Raw genomic sequence first — 13,989 nt, 5'->3', positions numbered from 1 at the left:
CGGAGGACTTGAGTAGTGCGCCCGCGGTACGACGACCCGCCGCGGGGCGCCCGGTTGTCCGGCTCATCGACGCGGACGAGAGCTCCCGGGCCGCCGCCCGGCACGCGCCACGGCTCCTGGGCCCCGAGGAGTGGACCCGCGCCGTCGCGCTCCGCCGTGGCCCGGATCGCGAGGTGTACGTCACGGCTCACGTCGCCCTGCGCATTCTGCTGGGTCCCCTGCTGAAACGTCATCCCGGTGATCTGCCGATGGGAAGGGAAGCCTGTCACGGGTGCGGCGCACCTCACGGCCGGCCGGTGGTGCGGGGAAGCCGGCTGCATTTCTCTCTCTCGCACAGCGGACGCCTGATCCTCGTCGCCTTCGCCGCCGAACCCGTGGGAGTCGACATCGAGCAGATCGCCTCGAGTCAGGCGGTGGAGCAGGCCAGGGACGCACTGCACCCCGCTGAGCGACAGGAGTTGGACACGCTCCCCGAGGCCCGAAGACCTCGCGTGTTCACCGACATATGGACGCGCAAAGAGGCGTATCTGAAGATGCTGGGCTCCGGACTCCTGCGGGACACCCGCCTGGATCGGGTGGGAACAGGGCGGCCGGGAAGTACGGGCGTCACCGGAGCGGAACTGACATCCGTGCCTGTGCCCTCGGGATACGCGGCGGCTTTGTGCGTTGCGGTGCCCGTCTGAAGGCCGCGCGGTCGGTGCCGGAGGCGACCGGGAAGTCCTGGCCGCGATCGGGTGCGTGGCCACGTCGGGCTGCGTCCGAGAAGCTCGCCCCACAACGGGTTCGGAGCCGGCCCGGTTTGTCGGTCCCCCGTGGCAGGATGCGCGCATCGGGGTGAACGGCACATGAGGGGCGTCATGACGGGTGGCGAGGGTGCGGTGGCCGACAGGTCACCGGTGCGGCGTGGTGGTGGTGTGTCGCGGCCGGGGAGCGACGCCCCGCCCGTGGGACGCCGGGCCCGGGACCTGCTCGCCCAGGGCACGGAGCTGTACGACGCCGCGCGTACCGTGCTCGCCGACCACGCCCGTGCCCTCGACGCCCTGCGCTCGGCCCTGACGCCCCTCAAGGCCGAACTCGTCGCCGCGGAGCTGGAGTCCATCCCCGTCTCCCGGCTGAAGGACGTCACCGAGGGGCGGCTCAGACTGGGGGCCGTCGAGGCGGCCGGGTTCACGTCCGTGCGCGGGGTGTACGAGGCCGGCCGCTACGAGCTGCGGCAGCTTCCCGGCGTGGGGGAGCAGACCGCCGACCGTGCCCTCGCCGCGGCCCGGCAGATCGCGCGGGCCGTGGCGGAGACCGTCTCCGTACGCCTGGACGTCGACCACCCCGAACCACGGACCACCGCGCTGGTCGTCGCCCTGCACCGGCTCGTCGAGGCCGGTCCCGAGCTGCGCCGCGCCCTGGACGCCGCCACCCGCCTCGACGAGCGGCTCGGCGCGCTGCTGCCCGCGGCCCGGCCCGCGGGCGGCCGGCTGCGTCTGGCGCTGGCCGGCCGGCACCGGCGGGAGGACGCGCTCGCCGCGGCCGCCGAGACGCGCGACCTGGTCGCGGAGGCCACCGCCCGGGACGTACCGCTGCTGCTCGCCCAGGCCAGTACGGACCTGCTGCGCGACCCCGCCTCCGACATCGAGGCCTGGGTCGACTTCGAGCTGCGTTCCGCGGAGTACTACAGCCAGCTCGCCGAGGTCTCGGAACACCGTCCGGACGCCGAGGCCGGCGAGGGCTTCCTGCCGTCCGGGGTCGCCGAGCGGGTGCACGCCCAGCCGCTCGACGACACGCACCGCCGGGTCTCCCTTCGCGGCTACCAGTCGTTCGGCGCGCGGTTCGCGCTCGCCCAGCGCCGGGTCGTGCTCGGCGACGAGATGGGGCTCGGCAAGACGGTCCAGGCCATCGCCGCGCTCGCGCACCTCGCGGCCGAGGGACACAGCCACTTCCTCGTCGTCTGCCCGGCGAGCGTACTGATCAACTGGACCCGCGAGATCCGCGCCCGCAGCACGCTGCGCGCCCTCCCGGTGCACGGCGCCGACCGGCGCGACGCGTACGAGGAGTGGCGCGAGCGCGGCGGCGTCGCCGTGACCACCTTCGACGTCCTGCACAGCCTGCCCGTGCCCGACACCGAGAAGCCCGGCATGCTCGTCGTCGACGAGGCCCACTACGTGAAGAACCCCGACACCCGCCGCGCCAAGGCCGTCACCGGCTGGACCGCACACTGCGACCGCGTCCTGTTCCTCACCGGTACGCCCATGGAGAACCGGGTCGAGGAGTTCCGGGCCCTCGTCCGCCACCTTCAGCCCGCCCTGCTGCCCGCCGTCCAGGGCGGCGGCGTGGCGGCCGGACCGCATGCCTTCCGCAAGTCCGTCGCCCCCGCCTACCTGCGCCGCAACCAGCAGGACGTCCTCACCGAACTGCCCGCGCTGGTGCAGGTCGACGAGTGGGAGGAGCTCAGCGCCGCCGACCGGGACGCCTACCGCAAGGCGGTCGCCGAGGGGAACTTCATGGCGATGCGCCGGGCCGCGTACGCCGACGCCGAGAAGTCCGCGAAGCTGGGGCGGCTGCGCGAGCTGGTCGCCGAGGCCGCGGACAACGGGCTGAAGGTCGTGGTGTTCTCGTACTTCCGCGAGGTGCTCGCCACCGTGCAACAGTGCCTGGGGGAGCCGGTGCTCGGGCCGATCTCGGGCGGCGTCCCCGCCGCCCGCAGACAGCGGCTGGTCGACGCGTTCGCGGCGATCGACGGGCACGCGGTGCTGCTCGCCCAGATCGAGGCGGGCGGCACCGGCCTCAACCTCCAGGCCGCCTCCGTGGTCATCCTCTGCGAGCCGCAGGTCAAGCCGACGATGGAACACCAGGCCGTGGCCCGCGCCCACCGCATGGGCCAGATACGTACGGTCCAGGTCCACCGTCTCCTCGCGACCGACAGCGTGGACGACCGGCTCCTGCGCATCCTGAAGAACAAGGACCGCCTCTTCGACGCGTACGCCCGCCGCAGCGACATCGCGGAGGCCACCCCGGACGCGGTCGACGTGTCGGACGCGTCGCTCGCCCGACGCATCGTGGAGGAGGAGCAGCAGCGGCTGGCCGCCCGGCCGGCCGACCAGCCGGCGCGTACGACGAGTTGAGCGAGCGCCGCCGGTCCCGTCCCGGGGTGCGGGTGGTGTCGACGCCGGCGTTGAACGACGCCGGCGTCGATCTCCGTACGCCCAGGGGACGGGCCCCGGCCGCGGTGCGGTACTCACGCCGATGCGCCCCCCGTGCCGATCGCACCCGCGGTTCGTGGCCGGCGCCCGCACCTCCGGCTGGTGGCCGGCGCCCTGTTCCGTGTCTGTCGTCCGGCACGTCCCGTCGGACAGGGTTACGCCCGCGCCGGTCCCGTCTTCAGCCCCGCCCCGCACAGCGGTACGACCGCCGCGGGCATTCCCTCGCCCGGACGCGGCCGGGGCTGGGGCAGCGCGCCCGCGCGCACGGCCGCCCAGCACGCCACGCCCGTCGACTCGACGTACAGTCCCCGCGACGCCAAGTCGCTCTGCGCGTGCCTGATCTGATCCTCCGTCACCGTCAGGAAGGCGCCACCGGACTCGCGTACCGCCCGCAGGATCTGACGGGCCCGCGGCGGGCGGGGGATCGCGATGCCCTCCGCGAACGTGGGGGCCGCCGGGGTGACCCCGACCAGGTCGTCCGCGCCCTGCTCCCAGGCGTGGGCCAGCGGTGCGACCGCCGCGGCCTGGACGGCGTACAGCGCGGGCCGCCGGTCGATGAGACCCGCCGCGTGCAGCTCGGCGACGGCAAGGGCGGCGCCGAGGAGCAGCGTGCCGTTGCCGACGGGCACGACGAGCGCGTCCGGGAGCCGTCCGCCGAGGTCCTCCCAGAGCTCGTGGACATAGGTCTTGGTGCCGTGCAGGAAGTACGGGTTGAAGACGTGCGACGCGTAGAAGACGCCCGCCTCGTCCGCGGCCTCCCGCGCCGCATGCGCCGTCGCCTCGCGGTCGCCCTCGACCACCCGCAGCCGGGCCCCGTGCGCCTCGATCTGCTCCAGCTTCTTCGCTGACGTGCCCTCGGGGACGTAGACCGTGCACGGCAGGGCGGCCCGTGCGCAGTACGCGGCGATCGCGGTACCCGCGTTGCCGCTGCTGTCCGCGACGACCTGCCGGGGCCGCAGCTGCAGCGCCAGTTCGGCCAGCAGCACCGCGCCCCGGTCCTTGAACGACAGGGTCGGCATCAGGAAGTCGAGCTTGGCCGCGACGCCGTCCGTCAGGGACACGAGCGGGGTACGGCCCTCACCGAGACTCGTCGTCGGCGCCGCGAGCGGCAGGCACTCCGCGTACCGCCACAGCGAGTTCACGCGCCCGCCGAGGGACTTGAGGGGCCCGGGCGTGGGGGCGAAGTCCAGGTCCAGCGGCCCGCGGCAGGCGGGGCAGCACCAGTCGAGGGAGCCGCCGGGGACGCGCGTGCCGTCCGCCGGGCAGAAGTAATCCGGCAAAGGAGTCATGTGCGCAGGTTAGATGGACTCCCGCGGCGTCCCGCGATCATTCTCCCGCACTCGTCCGCGACCCGCGTTCCACCCCCACCCGTGCCGCGCTTACCATGCGCCCTGTCGTACGTCTCGTACGTCAGTTCCATCCACGCCGGACGAGGAGCACGGTACCCGTGGCCATACCTCCGCCCCCCGGGCCCCAGCAGCCCGAGGGCCCGTACCCGCCTCAGGGGACGCCGTACCCGCCGCCGGGGACGCAGTACGTGCCTCCGGGAAGCCCGTACCCGCAAGGCCCCTACCAGCAGCAGCCGTACGCGAACCCGTACCCGCAGCCTTATCAGCAGTGGGGGCAGGGCTATTCCCCGTTCAACCGGCCGGCGTCCGTCAACGGTCTCGCCATCACCTCTCTCGTCCTCGGCGTCGTCTGCTGCGTGCCCGCCCTCGGGCTGATCCTCGGCGTGATCGCGCTCGGGCAGATCAAGAGGCGCGGTGAGCGCGGCAAGGGGCTCGCGATCGGCGGCATCGTCATGTCCTCGCTCGGCACCGTCCTGCTGGTGCTCTCCCTCGCCACGGGCGGCGCCCACGAGTTCTGGGAGGGGTTCGAGGACGAGGCGCGGGACAGCGGCGGCAGCGGCGTCACCTTCTCCGTCGGCAAGGGGGAGTGCTTCGACTCGCCCAGCGGCTCCCTCGAGGGCGAGGCGTACGACGTCGACAAGGTGCCCTGCGCCGGCGACCACCAGGCCGAGGTGTTCGCCAACTTCAAGATCCAGGAAGGCGGTTACCCGGGCGACGGCAAGATCTCCGAGACCGCCGACGACAAGTGCTACGCGCTGCAGAACGTGTACGCCATGGACTCATGGGCCGTCCCGGACAACGTCGACGTCTACTACTTCACGCCGACCGAGGACAGCTGGAGCCTCGGCGACCGCGAGGTCACCTGCATGTTCGGCAACACCGACGAGAAGGGCAGCCTCAAGGGCACCCTGCGCTGCGACGACACCACGCTCGGCGCCGACCAGCTCGCCTATCTCCAGGCCGACGGGATCCTCTACGACGCGCTGGACACCGCCCCCGACGAGGAGTACGTCGAGGACGACCTGCCGGGGCACAAGGAGTGGGCGACCCGGGTCGCCAAGGCGCTCGGCGACCAGACCGAGCTGCTGCGCGCGCACCAGTGGGCGGCCGCGGACGAGCAGCCGGTGACGGACCAGGCAAAGGCCCTGGACCAGGCACGGAAGGAGTGGGGGCAGGCGGCGAAGGCGGCCGACGCCGACGCCTTCTACACCCACTACGACAACGGCAGCAGGCTCCTGGAGGGCAGCAGGGCGGTCACGGCCCGCAAGGCTCTGGGTCTCGCCACGACCCCGCCTTCGGACGGCGGGGACGGCGGCGGAGGCGGACAGGGGAGCGGGGACAGCAGCAGCGAGGTGTGACGGCGGCCATAGCGGGGAGAAAGTGCCTGCGTAAAGACCCCGGCAGCCATAAGTCATCACATCGAGTGATTCTCTGGCCTTTGCTTGCATGGCACAACCCACGGTTGCCACGCTGTTGCTGTCTGTACAACCTGATGGGAGCGGCCTGTGACTTTCGGTGAGCAGCCGGCGTATCTGCGCGTCGCGGGTGATCTCCGCAAGAAGATCGTCGACGGTTCGCTGCCACCGCACACCCGCCTCCCGTCCCAGGCCAGGATCCGCGAGGAGTACGGCGTCTCGGACACGGTCGCCCTGGAGGCCCGCAAGGTGCTGATGGCCGAGGGCCTGGTCGAGGGCCGGTCCGGGTCGGGCACGTATGTGCGGGAGCGGCCGGTGCCGCGCCGCGTCGCCCGCTCCGGGTACCGGCCGGACAGCGGCGCGACCCCGTTCCGGCAGGAGCAGGCCGACGGGGCGGTGCGCGGCACCTGGGAGTCGCACAGCGAGCAGGCCGAGGCGAGCGGTGCGATCGCGGAGCGGCTCGACATCCGGCCCGGCGAGCGCGTGATGTGCACGAAGTACGTGTTCCGGGACGCGGGCGAGGTGATGATGCTGTCCACGTCCTGGGAGCCGCTCGCCGTGACCGGCCGTACGCCGGTGATGCTCCCCGAGGAGGGGCCGGTGGGGGGCATGGGCGTGGTCGAGCGGATGGCGGCCATCGACGTGATCGTGGACAACGTGACCGAGGAGGTCGGCGCCCGCCCCGGTCTCGCGGAGGAGTTGCTGACCCTGGGCGGTGTGCCCGGCCATGTCGTCCTGGTCATTCAGCGGACGTACTTCGCGTCGGGCCGCCCGGTGGAGACGGCGGACGTGGTGGTGCCCGCGGACCGGTACCGGGTGGCGTATCACTTGCCGGTGAAGTGACGCCCCTGCCGGTGAAGTGGCGCCGTCGCCCCTGCGGTTGCTTCGTGTCCAGGGGTAAGTGACCTGTTTCCGAAGCGCGGTTGGAATCCGGTCGTTCTCGTGTACCGCGCCCGCTCCGTGCTTCGCGCTGCTTAACGGGCGCTCGGGGGGCGCTCGACGGCGCGTTCGACGGGCTGCGCCCGCTCCGTCATGGCTGGTTGCGTACCTCTTTGTGAGAATCCGTATTCGCTGAGTGAAGGTTAGGCGTAGGCTCGGGCATATGCGGATTGCGGTTTCCTTGGTGGGCGGGGCACGGCGCGAGCCGGGGACGGGAAGCAGAGGGGCGCGATGAACGACGGCACGATCACTCTCCCCTGGCTCGTCATACGCCAGGACGACAACGGCAATCGCTATCGCGTGGGCAGGTACGCGACGCGGGCCGAGGCCCAGAAGATCGCGGACAGCCTCGACGGCCGTGGGCACAAGCAGCTCTACTGGGTGGAACGGATCGGGCAGAACGGCATCAAGTGATCCGAGCCCCTCGGTGATCAGCCTCGCCGGCGGCGCGTGATCGGCCGCGGTGCGCTCCCGTAGGCTCCGGCCCATGACGGAACGGATCGTGGTGGGGGCTGCCCTGCTGAGCGGCGGACGCCTCCTCGCCGCGCGCCGCAGCGCGCCCCCCGAGCTGGCCGGACGCTGGGAGCTACCCGGCGGCAAGGTCGAACCGGGTGAGACCCCCGAGCACGCCCTCGTGCGCGAGCTGCGCGAGGAACTGGGCGTGACGGCGGAACCGGGCGGGCGCGTACCGGGAGAGTGGTCCCTGAAGCCGGGATACGTCCTACAGGTATGGACGGCCCGCCTCCTCGCCGGCACCCCCGAGCCCCTTGAGGACCACGACGAACTGCGCTGGCTGACTCCCGGCCAGATCTGGGACGTGGACTGGCTGGACCAGGACGTGGCGGCGGTCAAGGCCGTGCTGGGCGTCTGGAACACCTAGTTCCGGGCCCTGGCGCAGCGTGCCCGGTCCGTACGCTCCGGGGTCGTGCCGTGCCCAATATGCGGGACGGTGGGGCATGTGTTGTTCCAGGGGCTAGCGCCCGGTACGCCGTTCGTGCCACAGTGCGCCCGCGTGTGCGGTAAGGCATCCCGGATACCGGGTATGTGCCCCTTAACCCCACGAAACCGGACATTGGTGGGCTTCTGGCCTGGGAAGTGATCGGCGTGCTCGACACCGAAGGCGAATGCGCCGAGTGGACGTTCCCCGCGGAACCCGGTGCGGTACGGACTGCGCGTGCGGTCGTCCGGGACCAGCTGCGCACCTGGGGGCTCGACGAGCTCAGTGACATCACCGCGCTGCTGGTCAGCGAGCTGGTGACCAATTCCCTGCGGCATGCCACCGGCCCCATCGGCGTACGGCTGGTGAGCCCCGCCCAAACGATGCCCACGCTGCTCGTGGAGGTCTCCGACCCGCTTCCGGACCCGCCCCGTGAACGCGCCGCCGACTCCGACGAGGAGAGCGGCCGGGGATTGCAGCTCGTCGCATGCTCCTCCCGGCGCTGGGGTACGCGGCCGGGAGACACGGGCAAGACCGTGTGGTTCGAGCTGGCGGTGCCCGGCTGAGTCGTACCGCTCGGGGCGGATGCCGAGGGGCGGCTCCGGGGGCCGGCGCGGAGGGGTGGCGCAAGGGGCGCGCCGGGAGCGCACGGAGGGCGATTGGTTCAGGCCAGTGGCGCCTGCGAGAGTCTTTGGTTCGACGGGGCGCCACCTGGTTAGAAGACTGGGAGTATGTGCCGGCCGGTCCAAAAAGCATCGGGACCGTGCTGTGATCGTGAACACCGTGTTGTGCGGTGCCGTAGTGCTGGATACTGCGGGCAGCCGCCCCCGGTGACCGGTGCCGGACGCGGTGAGCTGGAGGGGACGGTTCGCGTGAGCGAGATACCAGCGAAGGCCACGGAGTCCGAGGACCCGTCGGACGGCGCGAGGGCAAAGGCCGTGGCTGACTCGGCCATGCCCACCGCGGCCGACGACGCGGCCCACCCCCGCAGAGCCGTCGCGGCGGACGGTACGGCGGACGGCTCCGTGGACGACGCTGAGAGCGGCTCCGCGGGTGAGGCCGAGAGCGGCTCCCCGGCTGCCACGGCCGATGCCCTGGCCGGCGGCCGGGCCGATGACCGGTCCGGCGGCCGGGCTGATTACGGGGCTGATGAACCGATCGGTACCCGGACCGGTGAGCCGGTCGGCGACATGATGTGGCAGAGCAGTCCGCCCGGGTCCATGTACGACTACATCAAGGTCGCCTCCTTCTCCATCGGCCCGGACGGGCTCGTCGAGCAGTGGAGTCTGCGCGCCGAGCAGATCTTCGGTATTTCCGCGGAGCGCGCGGTCGGCATGGACCCCATCGCGGCGTTCGTCGCGCCCGACCGGCGTGAGTTCGGACAGCGCAAGATGGCGGAGATACTCGACGGACGCGAGTGGACCGGCGTGGTCCCCTTCCGGATGCCCACTCCGGAAGCGACCGAAGGGCTCGCCGAGGTCTATGTGATGCCCACCACGACCGAGGACGGCGAACGAGCCGCCGTCTGCATCGTCGTGGACGTCCGCACCCTGCGCCGGATCGAGACCGACCTTGCCGCCTCGCAGGCGATATTCGGTCAATCTCCGTTCGGATTCCTGCTGATCGACACCGATCTGCGGGTACGCCGCGCCAACCAGCGCTTCGCCTCCACGTTCGGCGGCAAGGTGGACGACCACCGTGGGCGCTCCGTCCACGACTACCTGCCGTCCCCGGAGGCCGAGCGCGTCAGCGCGACCCTGCGCCGCGTCCTGGAGACCGGCAACTCGATCACGGACATGCACGTCACGGGCTTCGTCCCCGGCTCCGACGAGCGCCGCGACTGGTCCATCAACCTCTACCGCGTGCACAGCGGCAGCGGCCGCCCCATCGGTGTCGCCTGGCTCGGAACCGACAACACCGCCCGCCGTGCGGCCGCCCGCGAGGCCGCGGCCGCCCGACGCAATCTCGCCCTTCTGAACGAGGCCGGCGCCCGCATAGGCAACTCCCTCGACCTGGAGACCACGGCACGCGAACTTCTCGACGTCGTCGTCCCCGGCTTCTGCGACCTCGCCACCGTCGACCTGTACCAAGGGCTGCTGGCCGGCGACGAGACCCCGCCGGGCCGGGCCGACGGCAGTGCCGAGCTGCGCCGGGTCGCCTTCTCCAGCGCGGTCTCCGACGCCCCTTTCGCCGGTGGACCCGACCCGGTGACGGTCGGCGCGGTGCACCACTACCCCTTCAACTCGCCCGGCGCCGACGCCCTGCGCACCGGCCGCCCGCAGCACGTCCCGCCCGAGGACGGCGGCCTCATCCAGTCCACGCTCGCCGTCCCGATGGTCGCGCACGACACGGTGGTCGGCCTCGCCCAGTTCTCCCGTACGAAGGGCAGCGAGCCGTTCGGCGAACGCGACCGCGCACTCGCCGTGGAGCTGGCCGCGCGTGCCGCGGTCTGTATAGACAACGCGCGCCTGTACCGCCGGGAGCACGAGCGCGCGTTGATACTCCAGCGCTCGCTCCTTCCCCCGGGCGACCCGGAGGCGTCGGGTCTGGACATCGCGTGCCGGTATCTGCCGGGCAACGCGGCGACGGAGGTCGGCGGCGACTGGTTCGACGTCATCGAACTCCCCGGCCACCGCACCGCGCTGGTCGTCGGCGACGTGATGGGCCGCGGTCTGCGTGCCGCCGTCGCCATGGGCGAACTCCGCACGGCCGTACGCACGCTGGCGCTGCTCGACCTCGAACCCGCCGAAGTCCTCTCGGCGCTGGACGAGATCGCCCGGGGCCTCGGCACCCCCGGCGGTGTCCAGCAGGCCACCCGCACGGCCCGCCAGCCGCGCGACGCGGACCTGTCCGAGGTGTACCTCGCGACCTGTGTGTACGCGGTCTACGACTCGGTGACGCGACGGTGCACCTTCGCCAACGCCGGCCACCTGCCGCCCGTCCTCGTCGAGCCGGGCGAGACCGCGCTGATGCTCGACGTACCGCCGGGCATGCCGCTGGGCGTGGGCGGCGAGCCGTTCGAGGAGGTGGAGGTGGAGCTGCCGGAAGGGGCTCTGCTGGCGCTCTACACGGACGGCCTGGTCGAATCCCGCGACCACCCCCTCGATGAGGGGCTGCAAGCGTTCGTGGGCGCGCTCACCGACCCCACCAGCCCGCTGGAGGACGTGTGCGACCACGTTCTCAACACCCTCGACACACACCACGGCGAGGACGACATCGCGTTGCTGATGGCGCGTGTGCAGGGGCTGCCGGCCGAGTCCGTCGGCGACTGGACGCTGCCGCGGGAGCCGCGCAGTGTGGGGCGGGCGCGGGAGTACGCGCGCGGACAACTGGTCAGCTGGGGTCTGGAGCCGCTGGTGGACACGGCGGAGCTCCTGGTCAGCGAGTTGGTGACCAATGCGCTGCGCTACGGCGAGGGCGAGATCAGACTCCGTCTGCTCCTCGACCGCACGCTGGTGTGCGAGGTCTGGGACGCGGGTCTGGTGCAGCCGCGCCGGCGCCGGGCGCGGGACACCGACGAGGGCGGGCGCGGCCTGCAACTCGTCGGGCTGCTCTCGGCCGGGTGGGGCTCACGGCGGACGCCGCGCGGCAAGACGGTGTGGTTCGAACTCCCGCTCCCGGACGGCGAAACGGGCCTGACGGATCCGGCGGAGGCGCTGCTCAGCCTGTTCTAGCCGGCCGGGCGAGCGGGCGAGCGGGCGGTCGGACCCGGGAGGCGCTGCGCGGGCCGTTCCAGGCCGACCGGACAGGGCAGGCGCCGCTCAGTCCGCTGCGGGCGGACGGAACAGCTCACCGCCGCCCCTCCGGCCACGCGTCCTCGGACCGCCGAAACTCGCGGGGCCGCCGGAATACGCCGCCGGGCTGTCGGAGTACACCGTCGGCCTGTCGGAGTACGCCGCAGGGCCGCCCGAGTACGCCGCCGGGCCGTCGGCGCTCGTCGGCCCGCCGGAGTGCGCGGGGCCGTGGCGCGCGTGGTGCGCGTCGTCATGGCGGGCGCTGCCGCCGAGCAGGATCCCGCCGAGCACCGCGCCGCCCGTCCCGTCGCCCGCCGGCGCTCCCGCGCCGTACGGATTCCCGTACGCCCGCACATCGCGCTCGGCGACCTGCCGGGCCCGCCGGGCCAGCGCGTCGGCCTCCCGCACCTCCCCGAGGCCCACGACCGGAACGAGCCCCCACCCGGCCTCCACCTCGCCGACTTCCGGCCCGGCCCCGCCTTCGCGGGGTTGCCGTGCGGCTGCCGCGCCGGCGGATTGCTGTGCGGCTGCCGTCTTGCCGGGTCCCGGCGAAGCCTTGATCGTGTCGGCTTCGGGCCCGGCTCCGCCTTCGCCCGGATGCCGCGCCGCCTTTCCATCGCCGGGCCCCCGCGCCGCTCCAGCGTCAGAGGCCTCCCGCGCAGCCTCTGCCGCGCCCGGCTTGCGCGCGGTTTCTGCCGTGCCCGGCTCCGGTGCAGCTTCTGCCGTGCCCGGCACCCGTTCAGCTTCTGCCGTGCCCGGCTCCCGCGAAGCCTCCACCTCGCCCGGCTGCCGTTCAGCGCCCGCCTCGCCCAGCCCCGGTCCGGCGCCCGCCTCGTCCGCTTCCGTCTCCGAGCCGTCCGGTGCCCGGCCTGCCTCAGCCTGCCTGGGTGTCTCCTCCGCGTCGCCCCCGTGCCCTCCCCCTTCCGGCTCCGGCCGTACGTCGTTCCCGTCGCTTGCTCGCCACCCCGTTTCGGGCCGGTGCAACCTCCGTATCGCCTCCGCCAGCAGGGTGCGTGCCTCGTAGCCCACCGCGCCCCGATGTGTCGTGACGTAGTCCGACGTCGCGGCGGTCGCGCTGCGTGCCGTCAGGCGGGAGTGGTCCAGGCGGACGAGGGCCTCGTCGTCGTCGGGTTCGTGGTGCCGGGCGACGTCCACGCCCGCGTGCGCCTGCTCGATCCGGCGGAGGGCGCCGACCGGGTCGTACACCCCCGTGGACATCTCCCGGCGCACCTCCGCCACCACCGCCTCGCCGCGGGCGATCCGCCCCGGCAGATCCGCCCGGGCGCCGGCCCCGCCGTCCGTGCGGCCGCGTGCCGCCACGAGGCCGGTCTCCGTCCCGGCCACCGCGGCGGGCAGTCTCTCCGCCGCGGCGGCCAGCTCCGCGGCGAGCCGCGCGACGCCGTCCACGAAGGCCGCGGCCTGGTCGACGGCCCCCTCCGCCGCACGCAGCAGCACGACCGCCCGCTCGGTCTCACCCCGGTCCAGGGCCTGCCGGGCCCGGTTGAGGCTGCTCGTGGCGAACACCAGCCGGTCCTTGGCCTGTTCGACATGGCCCGCCACCGGCACGACGGCCGAGGGGGCATACCGTTCGTGCAACTCGGCAAGCGTGGTGTCCGCGGCCGAGGCCCGCACGGTCAGCTCCCTGAACCGTGCCTCCGTCCGCTCCAGCACGGCCGGCGCCTGCCGCTCGAGCGACCGCGTCTGGTCGAACGCCGCGGCCTCCGCGTCCAGCCGCCGCCCCGCCTCCGCGCAGCGCGCGACGATCTCCTCCAGCATCCCCCGGGTGTCCGCGCCGCCGCCCGCCACGGAGTCGTCCAGGCGGTGCCGCAGCCGAAAGGCGGCGGCCAGCTCGGACTCCGCGTACTCCAGGGCAGCCCGGAAGGGCCGTACGGCCGTGTCCCCCAACTGTGCCGCTGCCGCCCGCAGTTCCTCGGCGCTGGTCCGTACGGAGTCGTCGGTCTCGACCAGTGACCGCCGCGCCCGCGCCTCGATCTCCTCCACCGAAGCCGCCCCGACGCTCGTGCCGCCGGGGGTCGTACGCGTCCGCATGCGCCGTCGCCGACGTACCTGCGCGTACACCGCCAGCAGTCCCGCCGCCCCCACCGCCACGACCGGCAGGACGAGGTCCCCGGTGGACGTTCCCCCGCCGTCCGGCGCGGCCCCGCCGGGGGCGGACGTCGACGCGGCCACGAACTGCTCGGCCGGGATCAGGGGAACCGAATGATCCACTCCGGCCATCTCCATGGGCAGCACCAGCCACCCCAGGGCCATCAGGCCACCGGACACACCGTGCGCCAGGCGCACGGCTATGTGCGACGAGGCTCGGCGCGACCGGCTTCGACTCAGGGGCGACGTCACATTTCGGAGGGTATGACCGCTCACCCGCCCCCGCGACCGGGGTGCGCCCGGGACGGGGCGCCAGGT

At 73.1% G+C, this 13,989-nt stretch carries 10 protein-coding genes; 8 read left to right on the top strand and 2 right to left on the bottom strand.

The window, feature by feature from the left end:
• The first annotated feature begins 8 nt into the window (after window positions 1–8).
• Both GTY58_RS16725 and GTY58_RS16720 read left to right on the top strand, forming a co-directional pair.
• Window positions 9–683, top strand: coding sequence for a 4'-phosphopantetheinyl transferase superfamily protein (locus tag GTY58_RS16725; RefSeq protein WP_010984623.1), 675 nt, complete (start codon window positions 9–11; stop codon window positions 681–683).
• A 174-nt stretch (window positions 684–857) separates the two neighbouring features.
• A complete protein-coding gene (locus tag GTY58_RS16720) occupies window positions 858–3,113 on the top strand; it encodes a DEAD/DEAH box helicase (RefSeq protein ID WP_078234431.1) in 2,256 nt (751 codons plus the stop codon).
• Window positions 3,114–3,346: 233 nt separating this feature from the next.
• Here GTY58_RS16720 and GTY58_RS16715 read toward each other — a convergent pair whose 3' ends face one another.
• A complete protein-coding gene (locus tag GTY58_RS16715) occupies window positions 3,347–4,480 on the bottom strand; it encodes a threonine synthase (protein WP_010984621.1) in 1,134 nt (377 codons plus the stop codon).
• 248 nt (window positions 4,481–4,728) lie between these two features.
• On the opposite strand from GTY58_RS16715, the gene GTY58_RS16710 reads away from it, so the two are divergent.
• The 6 genes from GTY58_RS16710 to GTY58_RS16685 all read left to right on the top strand — a co-directional run bounded on the left by GTY58_RS16710 (window position 4,729) and on the right by GTY58_RS16685 (window position 11,505).
• A complete protein-coding gene (locus GTY58_RS16710) occupies window positions 4,729–5,898 on the top strand; it encodes a DUF4190 domain-containing protein (RefSeq protein ID WP_010984620.1) in 1,170 nt (389 codons plus the stop codon).
• A 147-nt stretch (window positions 5,899–6,045) separates the two neighbouring features.
• On the top strand, window positions 6,046–6,798 hold the full coding sequence (locus tag GTY58_RS16705) for a GntR family transcriptional regulator (RefSeq protein WP_010984619.1): 753 nt from the start codon (window positions 6,046–6,048) through the stop codon (window positions 6,796–6,798).
• A gap of 327 nt (window positions 6,799–7,125) precedes the next feature.
• Window positions 7,126–7,308 carry an SPOR domain-containing protein gene (locus GTY58_RS16700; RefSeq protein ID WP_010984618.1) on the top strand — a complete coding sequence of 61 codons (183 nt, stop codon included), beginning with the start codon at window positions 7,126–7,128 and terminating at the stop codon, window positions 7,306–7,308.
• A gap of 73 nt (window positions 7,309–7,381) precedes the next feature.
• The gene (locus GTY58_RS16695) at window positions 7,382–7,774 is read left to right on the top strand and encodes a (deoxy)nucleoside triphosphate pyrophosphohydrolase (protein ID WP_010984617.1); all 393 of its coding nucleotides are present in this window, start codon (window positions 7,382–7,384) and stop codon (window positions 7,772–7,774) included.
• 215 nt (window positions 7,775–7,989) lie between these two features.
• Window positions 7,990–8,397, top strand: a complete 408-nt coding sequence (locus GTY58_RS16690) for an ATP-binding protein (protein ID WP_037645012.1) — start codon at window positions 7,990–7,992, stop codon at window positions 8,395–8,397.
• A gap of 306 nt (window positions 8,398–8,703) precedes the next feature.
• Complete coding sequence (locus GTY58_RS16685) at window positions 8,704–11,505, top strand: SpoIIE family protein phosphatase (RefSeq protein WP_037645013.1); 2,802 nt, start codon at window positions 8,704–8,706, stop codon at window positions 11,503–11,505.
• Between the two features lie 87 nt (window positions 11,506–11,592).
• Here GTY58_RS16685 and GTY58_RS16680 read toward each other — a convergent pair whose 3' ends face one another.
• Entirely contained in the window at window positions 11,593–13,923 is a 2,331-nt protein-coding gene (locus GTY58_RS16680) for a hypothetical protein (RefSeq protein ID WP_137865235.1), read from the bottom strand.
• Window positions 13,924–13,989: the final 66 nt, after the last annotated feature.

Source organism: Streptomyces sp. SID5469, from assembly GCF_009862865.1.
GTDB lineage: Bacteria > Actinomycetota > Actinomycetes > Streptomycetales > Streptomycetaceae > Streptomyces > Streptomyces avermitilis.
Note: the sequence above shows the minus strand (reverse complement) of the source record. Positions and strands in the feature narration are given on the sequence as shown.